Source organism: Pseudoalteromonas sp. GCY (assembly GCF_016695175.1).
In the GTDB taxonomy this organism is placed as follows: Bacteria; Pseudomonadota; Gammaproteobacteria; order Enterobacterales; family Alteromonadaceae; genus Pseudoalteromonas.
Window position 1 is genome coordinate 512,895 of record NZ_CP068023.1, and the last position, 17,129, is coordinate 530,023.

The following is a 17,129-nucleotide window of genomic DNA, read 5'->3' on the forward strand; positions in this document are numbered from 1 at the left end:
TGTGCAAATCCTTGGTTGTTCTTAGGTTTACTTCTTCATCATGGATGAAGGCGGTAAAGCTCAGAGTTAAATAAGTGCAGCTTGTTTGATTTTGGGTACTAGGGCAAGTGCCAACATGGTGCTTGATGAGTTCGACAACTGTTTAAATAAATCATAGAGGATGAATTATGGCAGTGACAAAAACAGCGAAGGATGACAAGGCGAGCGACGCTCCAGAACAACAGGAATCACAACTTGTTGCTGATGAAGACAGAGCAGCCGTTGCTCAGCTGATTGTCGACAAATACACAAAATGGTCGTTTGGCTCTGGGTTTATTCCAGTTCCTGCGGTTGATTTAGTGGCGTTGACAGGGATCCAAATGAAGATGATAGGCGAAGTAGCAAAAGTCTATGGTCAATCATATGGTGACAACAAGCTGCGTGGCACAGTAAGCGCATTGATCGGCGGCTCTTTTCCACAAACCCTAGGGGGCGCGGGACTAAGCAGCTTTTTGAAGGCGGTTCCTGTACTTGGCACGTTAAGCGCAATCGCATTTATGCCAGTTGTGTCTGCGGCATCAACACACGCAGTAGGCGCAACTTTTGTTCGACACTTTGAAAATGGCGGCACGCTGATAGACCTGAATCTAGCAAGTATGAAAGGGGATATCGCAGACATCGCAGCTAAGTATCGTGCAAATAAAGGGAATGCGGACGCAACAGCTACAGCGGAAAAAGCCACAGTATAACCGATACTGGCTGACATAAACCGGCAGGCAACTGCTGGTTTATTCTTCGCACCGAATTTATCAACAACTTGGAGAAAACTATGCTTATCGCTTTATATTTAGTGTTATGCATTTTAACTGGTTATTGGGGACGAAACACCTTTGCAGGGCCTGTGGGCTTCTTTTTAATTTCGTTGATGTTTACGCCGCTTGTTGGCTTGATCATTTTACTAGTTGGGCAAAAGCGCAAGCCCACAGAGGTGAATGACGAAGAATGAGATCTTACATTGCCGGTAAAACTGGGCGATTTATAAATATAACTTAATGTTTTAATGCAATATTTATTTAAATCCAACAGGCAGTTTTGATTTTTAGGAACTATGCTAAGTAGCATGCGCGGGCGGTAGCCCAATAACAATAAAAGATAATAACAATGGTATTGTACGAATTAATTCGCCGACATATTCAGATAAAGAAAAGGGCCTTTATTGCACTAGGGTGCATTTCTGGTTTGGCAAATGCGTTGGTGCTTGCGCTTATCAACAACGTAGCAGCCAATATCTCTGATATTAATAAAGAAAATCATATTCTTTACTACTTGGTGCTATTTACACTGACGATTGCAATATATGGTTTCACTCAGCAAAGATTGATGACTAAGGCCGCGCAAATGGTGGAGCGTGCCATCGATAAATTGAGAGTCGATCTATTTGAAAGCATTCGTCATACCGAGCTGTCAACGCTAGAGAAAATCGGCAAAGAGCGGATCTTTAATACCATCAGCAAAGAGTTACAGACCATATCTCAGTCGGCGCAGCTGTTTGTGATCATTGGTCAGTCCATCAGCTTGGTATTTTTCACATCTCTCTATATTGCTTGGCACTCTTTTATGGCGTTTATGGTTATCTCAACATTGATTATGGTTGGTGCCAGTATTCATCGCTTACGCGCTAATGAAATCCAGCGCAACATGCGGATTTCTTTTGACAGTGAAAACCAGCTGATCCAGCGATTATCTGACTTGCTAGACGGCTTTAAAGAGGTCAAGCTGAGTGAGCCTAGAGCTGAAGATCTAGAGCATGAGTACCGCCGCGATTCTAATCGCGCAAGGCGTGCAAAAACCAAAACCCAAACCTTGTTTGCGACCGACTTTATTCTGTCGCAAATCACCTTTTTCGCAGCGACGGGTGCAATGGTGTTTATCGTCCCTATGCTCTCTGATGTGTATACCGATGTTGTCATTAAAGTCACCACCGCATCGCTATTTTTAATCGGCCCTATCACCAGTATTGTTGGTGGTATCCCAGTTTTCACCACCGCAACAGAGGCGGCACAAAACGTCTTAGCATTGGAGCGCGATTTAAAAAATGTCCAAGATGAGCAAGAGGTTAAACGACCTGAACCTGGTGAAAACCTAACTTCATTTAATACCATCACCTTAGCGGGGGCGTTTTATCAACATCAGAAAAAATCGAGCGATCGCCCATTTGCTGTGGGGCCTGTAGATATCACCTTCGAGCAAGGCAAAACCACTTTTATTACCGGTGGTAATGGTAGTGGTAAAACAACGTTTATACGGATGTTGACTGGCCTTTATGAATTACAGAGCGGACAAATCCTGTTGAATGGCAAAGCGGTTACGGAAGAAAATCGTCTTGCTTATCGAAGCCTATTCACAGCCGTTTTTGCGGATTTTCATTTGTTTCAGCAGCTCTATGGTATTCGTGATTTGAGTACTGAAGAGATCGACGAATGGTTGGACTTTTTAGAGATGCGCGCCAAAGTGGGTATTCAAAATGGGGCGTTTAGCACCATAGATTTATCATCAGGTCAGCGAAAGCGCTTAGCGCTTTTGAGTACCATTTTAGAAAATCGTCCCATTTACATCTTTGATGAGTGGGCGGCAGATCAAGATCCTATCTTCAGACGAAAATTCTACGAACAAGTGTTACCTCGTTTAAAAGCGCGTGGTAACACCATTATTGCCATCACCCATGACGATGCCTACTTCCATTTGGCCGATGTGCACTTAAAAATGGAGGAAGGGCAGTTGTTAGCACACCACGACAGTGAAAGTAATGGAGTACCATCATGAACATTAATATTTCAGGGGATTTTGCCTTACTCGTCGCCGGCGGCTTAATACTGGCACTGATCCTATCTAATTTGCTCATGCGGGTGTTAAAGCGTTACAAGCCCAAGTGGCATAAGCGTATTTTGTCTTGGCGTTTTCGTGCTGGTGTGACGTTACTTATTCTACTGTTTATTGCCGTTGCATTGGTCAAAATCATTTTTATCAAGGTCGATTCAGGTCAAGTTGGGGTGCTGTGGAAGCGCCTTGGCGGTGGTACATTCGTAGAACATCCCTTTTATGAGGGCACGGTGCTAGTTTATCCTTGGGATACGTTGACGATTTATTCGAGCCGATTCCAAACCGCGACCACCGAGATCCACGCTATTACTTCCGAGGGACTCAGGATCAAAATGGAAATAACAGTGCGGTACCGTCCTGTTGTGGAGCATATCCCCTATTTACACAAGTTAGTCGGAGCCGACTATCTTGATGAAATTGTGATCCCTGAAGTTGCATCAGCGGTGCGCATGATTGTTTCTGATTATACCGCTGAAGAGGTCTATGCTAATCAGCGCTTAAAGATCCAAGAACGGCTGTTGTGTACTGTGTTGAGAGAAGTTCAGCTACAAGAAAAGTCGATACTCAAACAAGAAAAAAGCGAAATGCAAGGACACAACTTGGTGAATTTAGACGATATGCTTATTCGTCATGTTGATATTCCTGAAGGGGTACATAATGCGATCGTTGCGAAAGTGAACCAAATGCATTTATACCAAGAATATCAAATGCGTTTAGAAGTAGCCAAAAAAGAAGCGGAACGCAAAAAAACTGAAGCACAGGGGATAGCCGACTTTCAAGAAACGGTGAGTGGCGGGATCTCTGAAACTTATCTAAGGTGGCGCGGTATAGAAGCAACCATAGAATTAGCGAAATCCAATAACGCAAAAGTGGTGGTAATAGGCAGTGGTAAAGATGGCCTACCGCTGATTTTAAATACAGAAGGCAGCACTTCGGCTTTGCCTGTCTCGGTGAAACCAAATACTGCGGATCCACAAAGCCAAGAGCCACAAACGCCCAATGCGACTAAATCAAAGTAAGGGATAGTTACATTTTTAGCATCACGGACTACACTGTGGCGGTAAAGGAAAAGAGAAGGACAACGAAAAATGCAAATTGATTTACATCATGGCATGACATGGGTGGCCGCACGCGCGGCGGGATTCACCGATCAAGAGGCGGAAATTATTGCTCATGCGGCACAATACGTAGACGATGCAACAAACTATGGTCACATTGAGTTCGATAACGGTGCCGCTTATGAGCGCATCGCAACCGCCCATAAAATGCTCGATTATAAAAACCTAGACAGCTTAAAGAATATGAAAGTGTGGGTACCTTTTCATTTCCTGCCGGGCAATGGTGGTTTACCCGCAGGGCAAAATCCGTCGGGCACCTTTATTCAAAAGCTAGTGTGTAAGCCACATTCCCATGTAGCAAAAGATATGGTCGCTGAGTGTATTGCAGATAAGCATAGGCCTTATGGACTGCACCGCCTTGGTATCACCTCTCATGTCTTTATTGATACTTGGGGCCATCAGGGCTTTGCTGGCATACAGCATAAAGTCAATGAAGTGACTGAAATAACGGACTTGAATGGTGAACCAGAAGAGACTTGGCGCGAGCGAATTAGCGAATACTTTTCTGATGTTTTTCAAGATGATATTCCAAGTTTAGGGCATGGACAGGCGCTTTCTCATCCTGATCAGCCTCATCAGCAGTGGAGCTACATCAACGGATTGGGCGAAAAAGTGGTGCGAGATAATCCAAGCGATTTTCTGGTCGCAGCCGATGAGCTCTGCAAAGTCTATCAAGCCTATCGAGGCGAGGCTATCAGTGGCTTGAGTGAGTCATTAAAGCAAGAAATAGCGCAGTGCTTTGCTGAATTTGATATGGATGATGGTGAAGAACGTCATCAACTGTGGCTTGATGCCATTGAAGCTAACCGATTTGGGCTTGGAAGTTATACCCTAACTTACATTGCAAAAGGTGAGGGGTCGTGGAAACACCAAGCACTAGGAACAACCCGTGCTAAAGGTGACGACGATAGCTATTCATTTCGCAGTGAATTCTTAACTTCTAATTGGAAGTATTTTCATGATGCGGCTAAAAAGCATCGCCTCTGTGTCATTGATGATATTTTGCCCAAATACGGAATTTGTGTGAGCTAAGTTTCAGTAAAGTAAGTGCAGCTAGGCTGCACTATTTTTGTGTTTAAAATAGCTCGGAAGAAAGCTCACGGGATTGTGAGTTTTGGTTAATATGCCAAGTTTCGACAAGGCGAGTCGTACCACCTGAGTTTTTACAAATTAATTCTGTCACTAGCACTTTATAAAAACCACTGTATTTAGCCTCACCTACAACATTCAAGACATCACTATAAAATCCACCATGATGTCTTTCATTGAAAAATTCTGGGTTACCACTGACATAGTTGGTTTTACGGCACTGACCTTGGTGCGAGTTATTATTAATATTAATCAAGCCAGTATATTGAACATCTGCAAAATACCCTGGGGCATTGCTCGGCGTTTGCCAATCAGCCACTGTGATTTCACTGTGCCATACAACGGCGGGGGCCTTAGGTATCTTGTGATAAACAATCGCTTCTTCACCTGAGGGTAAGGTGCAGCTAAGTTTAACCGACTTTTCTGTCAGCTTATGCTCCGCAGGCAATGGGCCAGAAATAAAGGGCGCGTTGAATGTGAGAGGAGCAATCAAATCGCCAGTTTGTGTATTAACCACTTCAAATTGATGGCACTCATCCGCCGCTAAGCCACCCGTGAGTGCATTAAAGTACTCAGTTGTGCCTGCACGAGCTGAGATAAAATCAACAGGTGCGCCCTGATACTGGGAATGATCTCCCGCACCATCCTGATCATAAAATATCTGAGTAGCCAAAACAGAAGTGGAACTACAAGCCAATGCCATCGCCAGCAGTCGAGTATTGAATGTAACCATAGTTTTTCCTTTACAGTTGTGTTTGTTTTTTATTCAGTCTCAATATAAGGTAAATGTAACTTCATGCAACTTTTTGACTTTTATGGTTTTAGCAACTATCTAATTACTGCAACCGCTATCTGGAGTGGTACGTGATATGAATATAAATGCTTAGAGTTTTGCCAACGTTAGATGAATGGAGTTCAAGTGGGTAGAGGTTCGAGTCATCTGAAGCTCTGGTTACTAGATTTCAGTATTTTATTATGTGGATTGACAGTTGTGTTTGTGCCTGTTTTGGATTAAAGCTGTGAAACTTTAAAGTTTAGGGCTAAGGAGTTATGTGGCCACTATTTTTATAGTTTGCAATCAAATAGGCTTTTGAATATTGATTTCAGTAGTACGTTAAAAAAGAGTACAAAAGACGTAAGGTAAGAAAAATGGTGGCCCCACCTGGACTCGAACCAGGGACCTAACGATTATGAGTCGTGCGCTCTAACCAACTGAGCTATAGGGCCATTTTGTGTTGTAAGTGCTCATTAAATTCATCCATGAAGCAATATCCTGTCGGCGTCCTGCCTCCACCTCATCAAGCTGCGAAGCGGTGCTTCGGTCTTGATTCGCTCAACTGAGCTATAGGGCTATTTGCTGTAGTGATTTAAAGGTAAATCACTGAAAGCGCAGGCAGTATAAAAATTTTTAACAGGCTTGTCACTATTAAAACGTGAAAAAGTCGGGGCGAATGGATTGATCGCTCAATATTAAGCCAATGTTGTAGCGGTTAGGGTGATGAGCTGTGCAAATCATTAAAATGGCGAGGTAAGTATTGGTCTGGTTTTACAGTGTAATAAATAGAGTCACTTAGAATCTGGGTTGGATTTTTGCTGCAAACACAAGATGAGCAAACAGTAACATTCGCTGGAAGTAGAGCAGAGATAAAAGAAGCCGGCAATTGGCCGGCCTCTTTTAGGAGAACGAATTAGGTTATTGGTGCATGCCTAGTTTTTTCTCTAGGTAGTGGATATTCGTGCCACCGTTTTGGAAGTTCTCGTCTGACAAGATCTTCTTGTGAAGTGGGGTATTGGTTTTAATCCCGTCAATCACTAGCTCATTCAGTGCGTTTTTAGCACGAGCGATCGCAACATCACGGTTCTCACCATACGTGATTAACTTACCGATCATTGAGTCGTAATGTGGCGGTACTGTGTAATCAGCGTAAATATGGCTGTCCCAACGGATCCCAAGGCCACCTGCTGGGTGGAAGCGTGTAATTTTACCCGGTGAAGGGATAAAGCTTTCTGGGTCTTCTGCGTTAATACGGCACTCGATTGCGTGACCACGGATCACCACGTCTTCTTGTGTGATAGAAAGCGGTTGACCAGCTGCAATCTTAAGTTGCTCTTTGATTAAGTCTACGCCAGTGACCATTTCAGTTACTGGGTGCTCAACCTGAATACGGGTGTTCATTTCAATGAAGTAGAACTCGCCGTTTTCGTATAAGAATTCAAACGTACCTGCACCGCGATAACCAATCTCGATACACGCACGAGTACAGCGATCACCAATGTATTTACGCATTTCAGCTGTGATCCCTGGTGCAGGTGCTTCTTCCACTACTTTTTGGTGACGACGCTGCATTGAACAGTCGCGCTCGCCTAGGTGGATAGCATTACCTTGACCATCAGCAAGTACTTGTACTTCGATGTGGCGTGGGTTTTCTAGGAATTTTTCCATGTAAACCATGCCGTTACCGAAGAACTGCTTTGCTTCTTGTTGTGTTAAGGCGATAGAGTTTGCGAGTTCTTTTTCGTTGCGAACTACACGCATACCACGACCACCACCGCCGCCAGCAGCTTTGATGATAACTGGGTAGCCGATTCGCTTAGCGATCTGCATATTGCGATCGTTGTCATCGGTCAATGGACCATCAGAACCTGGCACGCAAGGTACGCCTGCTTTTCTCATCGCTTCAATTGCTGATACTTTATCACCCATTAGGCGGATCGTGTCGCCTTTTGGACCGATAAAGATAAAGCCACTTTGCTCAACTTGGTCAGCAAAGTCGGCATTTTCAGAAAGGAAACCATAACCTGGGTGAATAGCAACTGCGTCTGTGACTTCTGCTGCCGCGATAATACGAGGAATATCAAGGTAGCTTTCGCTTGCCGCAGGTTTTCCGATACAAATGGTTTCATCCGCAAGAAGAACGTGTTTTAGGTCGCGATCAGCTGTTGAATGCACAGCAACCGTCTTAATACCTAGCTCCTTGCAGGCACGCAATACGCGAAGTGCAATTTCACCTCGGTTTGCAATGACTACTTTATCTAACATAACGTTGACCTTCTGCGTAATTATTCGATGATGAATAGCGGTTGGTCGAATTCTACTGGCTCACCGTTTTCAACTAGGATTGCTTTAACTACACCAGCTTTGTCTGATTCGATCTGGTTCATCATCTTCATTGCTTCAACGATACAAAGAGTGTCGCCAACATTTACCTTTGAACCTACTTCAACGTATGCCGCTGCTGTTGGAGAAGAAGCTGTGTAGAAAGTACCAACCATAGGAGACTTAACTTGGTGACCTGCTGGTGCGCTGCTTTCAGCTGGTGCTGCTTCTGCAGTAGGAGTCGCCGCTGGCGCTGCTGGTGCAGGTGCCGCTGGAGCTGCCATGTATTGTTGAGGTTGCGCATAAACTGGTGCACTGCTGTGGCGATTGATACGTACTGACTCTTCACCCTCAGTGATTTCTAGCTCTGCAATACCTGATTCTTCTACTAGCTCGATAAGTTTTTTGATCTTGCGAATATCCATACAATGACCCGCCTGTTAGTTAATTTGAGTTATTTTGTTTTCGCAATTGCACTAACGCTGCATCAAATGCAGCACGATAGCCCAACGCGCCTAATCCACATATCACGCCTTCCGCCACATCAGAAAAATAAGACTTGTGACGAAATGGCTCTCTGGCGTACACATTGGTGATGTGTACTTCATAAAAAGGGATGTCCACACTGAGTAAAGCGTCTCGAAGAGCAATGCTCGTATGGGTAAATGCGGCAGGATTAATGATAATCGCATCGCATTGTTCATATTGAGCGTGAATAGCCTCGATAAGCTGCGCTTCACTATTACTTTGAATGTGTGACAAGCTGACTTGCTGTGCTTCTGCATATTCAGTTAATGCGTCAACAATTTCGTTGAGAGTCTGCGTGCCGTACTTGTGCGGCTCACGGCGACCTAGCATATTTAAATTAGGGCCGTTTACTAATAAAATCTTTAATTTTGCAGACATATTACGCGAACTTCCTTTAACTAAAGCATTAGCCAAAAATTTAGACTGTATGGCTTGTTAACTTAAGCCGAATTACAGCAAATAGCAAATATTTCTCCATTTCGTGGAGTATTATAGAGAGTTCGAGGTAAATAGCAGCAAAATACTGGTCTAATCAGAAGGGAAGAGGGGCAAGCATGCTTGCCCCTGAAATGGTTACTTTGCGTCCTGCTTGGCCTTTTCTAGGTGGGCAGCAAAGTCTTTTGAGTCTAAGAAGCCTGTGATGCGGTGTGTTGGCATCTCATTACCTTGGCTATCAAAGATTAAAATAGTCGGTAAACCAAACACCGTAAATGCTTCCATGATCTCTTGGGTGTTGTCATTGGCTTTGGTCAAGTCGAGCTTTAAGAGCTCATAATCTTTGAACTGTGCTTGTACTTCAGGTTTCGGGAAAGTGTATTTCTCAAACTCTTTACACGCGACACACCACTCTGCGTATAAATCAACGATGGGCACTTTGCCTTTAGCATTGGCCTCAGCAACGGCGACTTTAAGCGCGGCTAAGTCAGGTAGTAGCTTAAACTTCTGCTCTCCCGTAACGGCCTCGGCTTGAGTCGATGCAGTACTTACAACAGCTGTAGGTGCTGGAAACAAGCTTGTTTTTAATGCGTATAAGCCAACAATAAACAGGGTGATCGCAAAGCCCCACAATGTGGTTTTACCTTTGCCTGCCTGTAATTGGCTTTGCCAATAATGCAAGTAGAGTGCTGTCGCTACGGCGAGGCCACCGGCAAGTGAGATAATCACTGTCGCATCTAGTATACGCTCTAGAAGGATAAGCGGTACGAAGAGCATCACAAAACCAAATAGCGTTTTGACCTGATCCATCCAGCCACCGGCTTTTGGCAGTAACTTTCCACCTGAGGTACCTAGCAGTAATAGCGGTAGGCCCATGCCCAAGCTAAGTGCGTATAGCGTTACCGCGCCCACCACATAATCACCGCTTTGCGCGACAAATAATAGCGCGCCAGAAAGTGGAGCCGTGGTGCAGGGCGATGCAATAAGTCCAGATAGCACACCCATAATGAATACGCCCCAGTAATTGCCGCCTTTTTGCTTGTTACTGAGCTGAGTGAGTTTATCCATCATGCCGCTAGGTAAACGAATTTCGTAAACCCCAAACATAGATAGCGCAAGTGCGACGAACAATATACTAAAGCTGATAAGTACCGCTGGATGCTGCAAGTAGCCTTGAATTTGGCCACCAAAATACGCAACGACTAACCCAAGCGCCGCGTAAGTGACCGCCATGCCTTGCACATAGACAAAAGACAGGCTGAAGGCTTTTTTAGTCGAAAGGCCTTGTTGACCGGCAATGAGGCTAGACAAAATCGGGAACATCGGGAATACACAAGGGGTAAACGCAAGACCAATACCAAGGCCAAAGAAAGTCAAAATATTCGCAACTAAGCTGCGCTGCATTAACTGCTCAGTGAAAGACAAATTATCGTCATCCACAGGCATGCTTTCGCTTTGAACTTCTGCTTTTTTCTCAGGTGCTTTCGTTTCAAGAGCTTTAGTCGACGTGGTCTTTGGCTTTTCTCCCGCAATCGTGCTTAACGGCACTTCTACAATTTCTGGCGGATAGCAAAGTCCAGCTTCGGCGCAGCCTTGATAGCGTATTTTTACGATTGCACCTTGCTCGATATTACTGAGCTTAGAGATAACAGATAAGTTATTAAAGTAGACTTCAGTGCGACCAAAAAACTCATCTTCAATCATCTTGCCTTTTTCAAGTTCTGGCACTTGGATGTCGGCTTGTTTGGCGATAATTTGAAGATTCTTCTTATATAAGTAATAGCCGTCGGCGATGTCCCAACCCACAAACAAGGTGTTGCCTTGCTGGTCAAAATCGAACTTGAATGCTTCTTTTACTGGTAAAAAAGTCTGTTGTTTAGGAGCCAGTAAGCTGTCTAGCACCGCATTGTTTGCTTGCGCGGGAAACCACATCAGCAATGAGAAAAGAACTACTAAGAGTCGCATTACAATAATACCTCGTCCATCCATTTGAAATAAGCTAAGTTGCCGCTGGTGACGTCCACGACTTGAATTTCTGGGACATCATAACTGTGTAAGTCGCGAATAGCGGCCATCACTTGCTCTAGTTTTTCGGATTTTGTCTTGATTAACAGCTTGGTCTCTTGTGCATGTTCAACCTGACCTTCCCAAACATAAATAGATTCCACTGCCGGGATTAGGTTCACACAAGCTGCAAGTTTTTGCGTTACAAGTTGCGTTGCAATCTTACGCGCTTCTGCAACCGAATCGCATGTAGATAAGACGAGTTTATATCTTACGCCCATTGCCATTTCCATTTTAGGGTTAGTAATGGCATCTTAGCGGATAGCTCCTCTTTTCTAAAGCGTCTTACTTGTATCGCTTGAATTAAGACCTTTGCACCCATATTTATCTTTCGTAGATTTGGAGAAAGTATGTTTAGATTCTTATTTATTTTATTTATCGCTATTCCGATTATTGAAATTGCTTTGCTGATCCAAGTCAGCGAGGTGATAGGCGGTTTTGCTACCATTGCGCTTGTAATTGGTACCGCCATTTTAGGGGCAAGACTGGTTAAACAGCAGGGTCTTGGCGCTTATGTCAACGTACAGCAACAGATGTCTCGTGGGCAATTGCCTGCACAAGATTTATTTACCGGTTTGTGTGTGATCATTGCCGGTGTGCTATTGATGACGCCTGGGATCATGACCGATGTATTAGGTTTTTTACTGTTAACCCCAGCCGTTAGAAAAAGGCTGGCGCAGTCGCTTTTAGCTCATGCCACCGTAAGAGTGCAAACAGGCATGCACTCAGGTCAGTCACCGTTTGCTAATCAATCACGCGACGGGCGTGCGGAGCAGCAGGAAGAAATTAGAGATCCATTTAAAAATCAATCGGGTAGAAATTCTTCAACAACGATTGAAGGTGAATACGAAAGAAAAGACTAAATTTTTTTGGTTTTTTCTCTTGGGTTTTAATTTGCCCATCCCCATAAATGAAAGCAATTAAAATTGCGTGTGTTAACCACAACCTGTGGATGTAACACCGCCTTAAAAAAGCATTATTTCTGTCATTGTTCAGAAACTGTTAGGAGAACTATATAAATGAACATTCGTCCTTTACATGATCGCGTCATTGTTAAGCGTCTTGAAGAAGAAACAAAGTCAGCTGGCGGCATTGTGTTAACTGGTTCTGCAGCTGAAAAGTCTTCACGTGGTGAAGTGGTTGCAGTAGGCAACGGCCGCGTGTTGGACAATGGTGAAACTAAAGCACTACAAGTAAAAGCGGGCGACACAGTGTTGTTCGGCTCTTACATCGAAAAAACTGAAAAGATCGAAGGTCAAGAGTATCTGATCATGCGCGAAGATAACATCTTAGGCATCGTAGAATAATTAATACTTTTTAGTTTAATCGACAACAGAATTTAAGAGGAATTTATAACATGGCAGCTAAAGAAGTTCGTTTTGCAGGTGACGCTCGTACAAAAATGCTAAAAGGCGTAAACGTACTAGCAGACGCAGTAAAAGTAACACTAGGTCCTAAAGGCCGTAACGTTGTTTTAGAAAAGTCATTCGGTGCACCAACTATCACTAAAGACGGTGTATCTGTTGCAAAAGAGATCGAGCTTGAAGATAAGTTCGAGAACATGGGCGCACAAATGGTGAAAGAAGTTGCGTCTAAAGCAAATGACGCAGCGGGTGACGGTACAACCACTGCAACTGTTCTTGCTCAAGCTATCGTGAACGAAGGCCTTAAGTCAGTTGCTGCGGGTATGAACCCAATGGACCTTAAGCGTGGTATCGACAAAGCAGTTATCGCTGCTGTTGAAGAGTTAAAAACACTTTCTGTGCCTTGTTCAGACGCAAAAGCGATTGCACAAGTTGGTACGATTTCAGCTAACTCTGACAAAGAGATTGGTGACATCATTGCTGAAGCAATGGAAAAAGTAGGTCGCGAGTCTGGTGTTATCACTGTAGAAGAAGGCCAATCACTACAGAACGAACTAGATGTAGTTGAAGGTATGCAGTTTGACCGTGGTTACCTTTCTCCGTACTTCATCAACAACGCTGAAAAAGGCCAAGTTGAGCTAGATAACCCACATATCCTTCTAGTAGACAAGAAGATCTCTAACATTCGTGAACTTCTACCTACGCTAGAAGCTGTTGCTAAAACAAGCAAGCCGCTACTAATCATTGCTGAAGACCTTGAAGGTGAAGCGCTGGCAACTCTGGTTGTAAACAACATGCGTGGTATCGTGAAAGTTGCTGCGGTTAAAGCACCTGGCTTTGGTGACCGTCGTAAAGCAATGCTACAAGATATCGCGACACTAACTGGTGGTACGGTTATCTCTGAAGAAATTGGCCTTGAGCTTGAGAAAGCTACGGTTGAAGACTTAGGTACAGCTAAGCGCGTGGTTATCACTAAAGATGATACAACTATCATTGACGGTGCTGGCGAGCAAGAAGCAATCGATGGTCGCGTATCTCAGATCAAAGCACAAATCGAAGAAGCAACTTCTGACTACGACAAAGAGAAACTACAAGAGCGCATGGCAAAACTTGCAGGCGGTGTTGCAGTAATCAAAGTTGGCGCAGCAACTGAAGTTGAAATGAAAGAGAAAAAAGACCGCGTAGAAGATGCACTACACGCAACTCGCGCAGCGGTTGAAGAAGGTGTAGTACCAGGTGGTGGTGTTGCGCTAGTTCGCGTTGCGAGCAAGCTTGAATCGCTAACTGGTGACAACGAAGACCAAAACCACGGTATTAAAGTGGCACTTCGTGCGATGGAAGCACCACTTCGTCAAATCGTTTCAAACGCAGGTGACGAAGCATCAGTTGTGGTTAACGCAGTTAAAGCTGGCGAAGGTAACTACGGTTACAACGCTGCAACTGGCGAATACAGCGACATGATCGAAATGGGTATCCTAGACCCAACTAAAGTAACGCGTTCTGCACTTCAGTTCGCAGCATCGGTTGCTGGTCTAATGATCACCACTGAAGCGATGGTTGCTGAAATTCCGAAAGAAGAAACTGCTGGTCCAGATATGGGCGGCATGGGCGGAATGGGTGGTATGGGTGGCATGATGTAATAAACATCATCTCCTAAGCACTACACGCTTTAGAAAAACCCTAACAGTTTGATGTTAGGGTTTTTTTATGCCTGGAATTTGCTAAAGCGTCATCATTTTTGGGGTATAAAATGGGGTATTGATTAAACAACCTGCTTTGTGCTGTTTCACACAAATAGACTAGTAGCAACATGCTTAGGTGGGCTAACTAACCGATGTATAACAACCATAAAATCCAACACAATATGCTAAAGTAAAATAGGAATACTGCCGATACTAAGGCTGTACAAAAAGGAGCTTTTATGACTATTCATTTTAATATCCATTCGGCGTCAACAACGAATGCGCCAACATCAACATCTACACAACCGCTTGCTGCGCCCGTAAAAAAGGAACCAGAACCAAATCAGGTTAAAGATACCAAAGAGAAACAAGTATCTGACGAGTCTGTGTCTATTGCTGCATTTACAGGTGATGCGCCGAGCAGTTCACCATACAGCGCTCTACTTAATCCTGAGGGCTTTGATTTTGAGAATATGTCTATCAATGAATTTAAAGGTATTGTTGATGCAATTCGAACGTTGGAGTCTGATATGGCACGCTCGAGTGGGTATACGGGGAGCTTACGTGACACATTTTGGGATGATGTAATGGGGGTGAAAGGTTCTTTAGATGGTGTCAATTTTGAGGAAAAAGGTTTCAAGCCTGACGAAAAAATAAATATTATCGACTTCTTTGTAGATCATGTAGAAGGCGCGGCGCAAATGGAAAAAGAGAACTACCGCTCATTTCATGGTGTGTTGGGTAATGCTCAAAAGAAACAGCAAACAGTTGCTAAAATCACTTCAGAATCTTTTCTCCAAGAGTATCAAGAGAAGGTGATCAATTTCCTAAAAAGCCAAGAAACTAAACTTGTTGATACGCAGGCTTAATTAGCCTGCGTAATATAAATTAATTCTCGCGGTATTCGTAACGTACACCGCCACGTATACTTGTACCGCCACCGTTGTTTTTCAGAGTTAATCTATAGCTGCCACGAGGAAGGTATCTTCCGATATGAGTACCTCGATCAATTTCTCTATCATCACGGTATAAAATTAATTCCATATCATGGCCATCATAGTTTCTTTCTATTGTGAAAAAGTAAGAATTACAAGTACCGCCAAAGCTTGAAAAATTGGTAAGAGTAATTTCTTGATCTACTTTAGCACTTGCATACTTTGTATATTTATAGGTCTCGCAGCGTCCCCATTCAGCATTTAATTCAGCGGCTCTTTGATTTACGTCTAGTTCGCCACTTTCAGAACGGTCTAGCAGCTCAGCCATAGTAATACCTTCAGCTTTAGCGACCGCTTCAGCTCTTTGAACTAATCCACCTTCGACTTGAGCATAAGATATAGTAGAAGTGCTAACCAATGTCGCTAACATAAGTGATTTTGTAACTTGACTCTTGAAAGCTTTTTCTCAGAATCAAACTCGGAGAAAATTTTAATTTATCTATGTTCCTATTACAATACAAGGTAGTTCGAAATTTACTTCTAATTATATGATTGCCAGTATCATAACAATTTGTTATTAAATAATTTATATTGAATTGCTTCAGAGCCTTAGAGTTGTTGTTAGCGCGCTATTGATATAGGTAACTGGTTGAAAATAAATAAATTCATCCTTTATTTCACCCGAGGGGTATCGCCACTTTCTCCCATGTAAAATAGTTTAATAGATACAAAGGCTTGAGTTCTAGATGGGTGGCATGATGTAGTAAAAATCGGTCCAAATCGCTTTTTAGAAAAACCCTAACACATTGATGTTAGGTTTTTTTTGTGTCTGAAATTTGCTTCAACCTCATTGAATGAAATTAACGTTACAGAAAGTGAGTCAACATTCGGCAATGCAACGTTAAAACATGATGTTGTGTCGTCAGAAGTAAATGTATATAATTTTTCTTCTTTTTGTAAATTTTCGCACGTAGAGGCGAAAGTAAGATTAGAATGTCCGGTGAAAAGTACTGCAAAAAGCGTAGCTAAATAACCTGAGCTGCGCATAAGAAATTGAACTAAATGCCCTTGTGGTGATCAGATCTTTCGACCAAGAAACATAAGATTACCAAGGCAAGGGCATGAATAACTTAGATGCAATTTACATAGATGTCGATGATTTTTGTTTATTGTTTGAACCTCAATGGCTTAAACATCTAATGGAATTGGGTGAAAAGCAACGCATAAAACCTTTCCGCCTAGCTTCTAGCGAAGTTATGACTATTTTGATTGCTTTTCATCAATCGGGTTTTCGCGACTTTAAAACCTACTACACCAAATTTGTTTGCCAGTATTGGAGACATTATTTTCCCGATTTAGTCAGTTATACACACATGTTAAAATTGCTTCAGGCCACGTTAGCCGATCTGTGTAGCTACTTAAAGCTGTGCTTTGATAAACCAACTGGTATAGCTTTGATAGATTCAACTTCACTTAAGGTTTGTAACAACATGCGTATTCCTCGCCACCAAGTTTTCGAAGGCGAAGCCAAACGAAGCAAGGGTCAATGGGCTGGCTTTATGGCTTTAAACTTCACCTCATCATGAATGACGAAGGTGGTTTATTAGCCGTAAAAGTAACCGCTGGGAATGTTGATGATAGAAAGCCTGTGCTAGATATGGTCGATAATGTTACAGGTAGTTTATATGCTGATAAAGGCTATGTATCTGCAAACCTAAAGGCGGAACTTGCCGAGCAAGGTATTGATTTCATTATAGGTCAACGAAGTAATATGAAACGTCAGCCAATATCATCTTGGGATAAAGCGATGTTATCAAAGCGTTTCATCATTGAGACTGTTTTCGACCAGCTAAAAAATATGGCTCAAATAGAGCATACAAGGCACCGAAGCTGCATTTCATTTATGGTTAATTTAATGGCTGGATTAATTGCCTGCACCTTTTAGACTAAAAAGCCGA

At 43.2% G+C, this 17,129-nt stretch carries 16 protein-coding genes, 1 tRNA gene and 1 pseudogene; 10 read left to right on the forward strand and 8 right to left on the reverse strand.

Features of this window, described 5'->3' with window-relative positions; translation table 11 throughout:
- Window positions 1–167 precede the first annotated feature (167 nt).
- The 5 genes from JJQ94_RS07410 to JJQ94_RS07430 all read left to right on the forward strand — a co-directional run bounded on the left by JJQ94_RS07410 (window position 168) and on the right by JJQ94_RS07430 (window position 5,009).
- Complete coding sequence (locus JJQ94_RS07410) at window positions 168–728, forward strand: YcjF family protein (protein WP_010607109.1); 561 nt, start codon at window positions 168–170, stop codon at window positions 726–728.
- Between the two features lie 80 nt (window positions 729–808).
- Window positions 809–985 carry a hypothetical protein gene (locus tag JJQ94_RS07415; RefSeq protein ID WP_172439889.1) on the forward strand — a complete coding sequence of 59 codons (177 nt, stop codon included), beginning with the start codon at window positions 809–811 and terminating at the stop codon, window positions 983–985.
- 155 nt (window positions 986–1,140) lie between these two features.
- Complete coding sequence (locus tag JJQ94_RS07420; RefSeq protein ID WP_099028983.1) at window positions 1,141–2,802, forward strand: cyclic peptide export ABC transporter; 1,662 nt, start codon at window positions 1,141–1,143, stop codon at window positions 2,800–2,802.
- Complete coding sequence (locus JJQ94_RS07425; RefSeq protein ID WP_099028984.1) at window positions 2,799–3,878, forward strand: prohibitin family protein; 1,080 nt, start codon at window positions 2,799–2,801, stop codon at window positions 3,876–3,878. The genes JJQ94_RS07420 and JJQ94_RS07425 overlap by 4 nt, the downstream gene beginning before the upstream one ends.
- A gap of 69 nt (window positions 3,879–3,947) precedes the next feature.
- Window positions 3,948–5,009, forward strand: a complete 1,062-nt coding sequence (locus JJQ94_RS07430; RefSeq protein WP_099028985.1) for a DUF6765 family protein — start codon at window positions 3,948–3,950, stop codon at window positions 5,007–5,009.
- 43 nt (window positions 5,010–5,052) lie between these two features.
- Here JJQ94_RS07430 and JJQ94_RS07435 read toward each other — a convergent pair whose 3' ends face one another.
- From JJQ94_RS07435 to cutA, 7 genes are all read right to left on the reverse strand, one after another.
- Complete coding sequence (locus tag JJQ94_RS07435; RefSeq protein ID WP_099028986.1) at window positions 5,053–5,799, reverse strand: hypothetical protein; 747 nt, start codon at window positions 5,797–5,799, stop codon at window positions 5,053–5,055.
- A gap of 417 nt (window positions 5,800–6,216) precedes the next feature.
- A tRNA-Ile gene (locus JJQ94_RS07440) sits at window positions 6,217–6,293 on the reverse strand.
- Between the two features lie 466 nt (window positions 6,294–6,759).
- Window positions 6,760–8,106, reverse strand: a complete 1,347-nt coding sequence (gene accC, locus JJQ94_RS07445; protein WP_069021387.1) for an acetyl-CoA carboxylase biotin carboxylase subunit — start codon at window positions 8,104–8,106, stop codon at window positions 6,760–6,762.
- A gap of 20 nt (window positions 8,107–8,126) precedes the next feature.
- The gene (accB, locus tag JJQ94_RS07450; RefSeq protein WP_099028987.1) at window positions 8,127–8,588 is read right to left on the reverse strand and encodes an acetyl-CoA carboxylase biotin carboxyl carrier protein; all 462 of its coding nucleotides are present in this window, start codon (window positions 8,586–8,588) and stop codon (window positions 8,127–8,129) included.
- 19 nt (window positions 8,589–8,607) lie between these two features.
- Window positions 8,608–9,069, reverse strand: a complete 462-nt coding sequence (gene aroQ / locus JJQ94_RS07455; RefSeq protein WP_099028988.1) for a type II 3-dehydroquinate dehydratase — start codon at window positions 9,067–9,069, stop codon at window positions 8,608–8,610.
- 195 nt (window positions 9,070–9,264) lie between these two features.
- Window positions 9,265–11,091, reverse strand: a complete 1,827-nt coding sequence (locus JJQ94_RS07460; protein WP_099028989.1) for a protein-disulfide reductase DsbD — start codon at window positions 11,089–11,091, stop codon at window positions 9,265–9,267.
- On the reverse strand, window positions 11,091–11,411 hold the full coding sequence (gene cutA / locus JJQ94_RS07465) for a divalent-cation tolerance protein CutA (RefSeq protein WP_039494127.1): 321 nt from the start codon (window positions 11,409–11,411) through the stop codon (window positions 11,091–11,093). The genes JJQ94_RS07460 and cutA overlap by 1 nt, the downstream gene beginning before the upstream one ends.
- Before the next feature lie 129 nt (window positions 11,412–11,540).
- Between cutA and JJQ94_RS07470 the strand changes: the two genes are divergently transcribed.
- From JJQ94_RS07470 to JJQ94_RS07485, 4 genes are all read left to right on the forward strand, one after another.
- Window positions 11,541–12,053, forward strand: coding sequence for an FxsA family protein (locus JJQ94_RS07470; protein WP_099028990.1), 513 nt, complete (start codon window positions 11,541–11,543; stop codon window positions 12,051–12,053).
- 156 nt (window positions 12,054–12,209) lie between these two features.
- Window positions 12,210–12,497: a co-chaperone GroES gene (locus tag JJQ94_RS07475; RefSeq protein WP_010368755.1), complete on the forward strand. Its 288-nt coding sequence runs from the start codon at window positions 12,210–12,212 to the stop codon at window positions 12,495–12,497.
- A gap of 50 nt (window positions 12,498–12,547) precedes the next feature.
- On the forward strand, window positions 12,548–14,194 hold the full coding sequence (gene groL / locus JJQ94_RS07480) for a chaperonin GroEL (protein WP_010368752.1): 1,647 nt from the start codon (window positions 12,548–12,550) through the stop codon (window positions 14,192–14,194).
- Between the two features lie 281 nt (window positions 14,195–14,475).
- Complete coding sequence (locus JJQ94_RS07485) at window positions 14,476–15,105, forward strand: hypothetical protein (RefSeq protein WP_099028991.1); 630 nt, start codon at window positions 14,476–14,478, stop codon at window positions 15,103–15,105.
- 19 nt (window positions 15,106–15,124) lie between these two features.
- Here the strand turns inward: JJQ94_RS07485 and JJQ94_RS07490 are convergent, their stop codons facing one another.
- Window positions 15,125–15,601: a hypothetical protein gene (locus tag JJQ94_RS07490; protein WP_099028992.1), complete on the reverse strand. Its 477-nt coding sequence runs from the start codon at window positions 15,599–15,601 to the stop codon at window positions 15,125–15,127.
- Between the two features lie 1,060 nt (window positions 15,602–16,661).
- Here JJQ94_RS07490 and JJQ94_RS24150 point away from each other — a divergent pair.
- A pseudogene (locus tag JJQ94_RS24150) lies at window positions 16,662–17,116 on the forward strand (IS982 family transposase).
- Window positions 17,117–17,129 lie beyond the last annotated feature (13 nt).

Coding starts and splice junctions, on each gene's coding strand:
- cutA (WP_039494127.1), bottom strand. CDS start 11,411: ATGGGCGTAAGATATAAACTCGTCTTATCTACATGCGATTCGGTTGCA.
- JJQ94_RS07470 (WP_099028990.1), top strand. CDS start 11,541: ATGTTTAGATTCTTATTTATTTTATTTATCGCTATTCCGATTATTGAA.
- JJQ94_RS07485 (WP_099028991.1), top strand. CDS start 14,476: ATGACTATTCATTTTAATATCCATTCGGCGTCAACAACGAATGCGCCA.
- JJQ94_RS07430 (WP_099028985.1), top strand. CDS start 3,948: ATGCAAATTGATTTACATCATGGCATGACATGGGTGGCCGCACGCGCG.
- aroQ (WP_099028988.1), bottom strand. CDS start 9,069: ATGTCTGCAAAATTAAAGATTTTATTAGTAAACGGCCCTAATTTAAAT.
- JJQ94_RS07490 (WP_099028992.1), bottom strand. CDS start 15,601: ATGTTAGCGACATTGGTTAGCACTTCTACTATATCTTATGCTCAAGTC.
- JJQ94_RS07475 (WP_010368755.1), top strand. CDS start 12,210: ATGAACATTCGTCCTTTACATGATCGCGTCATTGTTAAGCGTCTTGAA.
- JJQ94_RS07410 (WP_010607109.1), top strand. CDS start 168: ATGGCAGTGACAAAAACAGCGAAGGATGACAAGGCGAGCGACGCTCCA.
- JJQ94_RS07435 (WP_099028986.1), bottom strand. CDS start 5,799: ATGGTTACATTCAATACTCGACTGCTGGCGATGGCATTGGCTTGTAGT.
- JJQ94_RS07415 (WP_172439889.1), top strand. CDS start 809: ATGCTTATCGCTTTATATTTAGTGTTATGCATTTTAACTGGTTATTGG.
- groL (WP_010368752.1), top strand. CDS start 12,548: ATGGCAGCTAAAGAAGTTCGTTTTGCAGGTGACGCTCGTACAAAAATG.
- accC (WP_069021387.1), bottom strand. CDS start 8,106: ATGTTAGATAAAGTAGTCATTGCAAACCGAGGTGAAATTGCACTTCGC.
- JJQ94_RS07460 (WP_099028989.1), bottom strand. CDS start 11,091: ATGCGACTCTTAGTAGTTCTTTTCTCATTGCTGATGTGGTTTCCCGCG.
- JJQ94_RS07425 (WP_099028984.1), top strand. CDS start 2,799: ATGAACATTAATATTTCAGGGGATTTTGCCTTACTCGTCGCCGGCGGC.
- accB (WP_099028987.1), bottom strand. CDS start 8,588: ATGGATATTCGCAAGATCAAAAAACTTATCGAGCTAGTAGAAGAATCA.
- JJQ94_RS07420 (WP_099028983.1), top strand. CDS start 1,141: ATGGTATTGTACGAATTAATTCGCCGACATATTCAGATAAAGAAAAGG.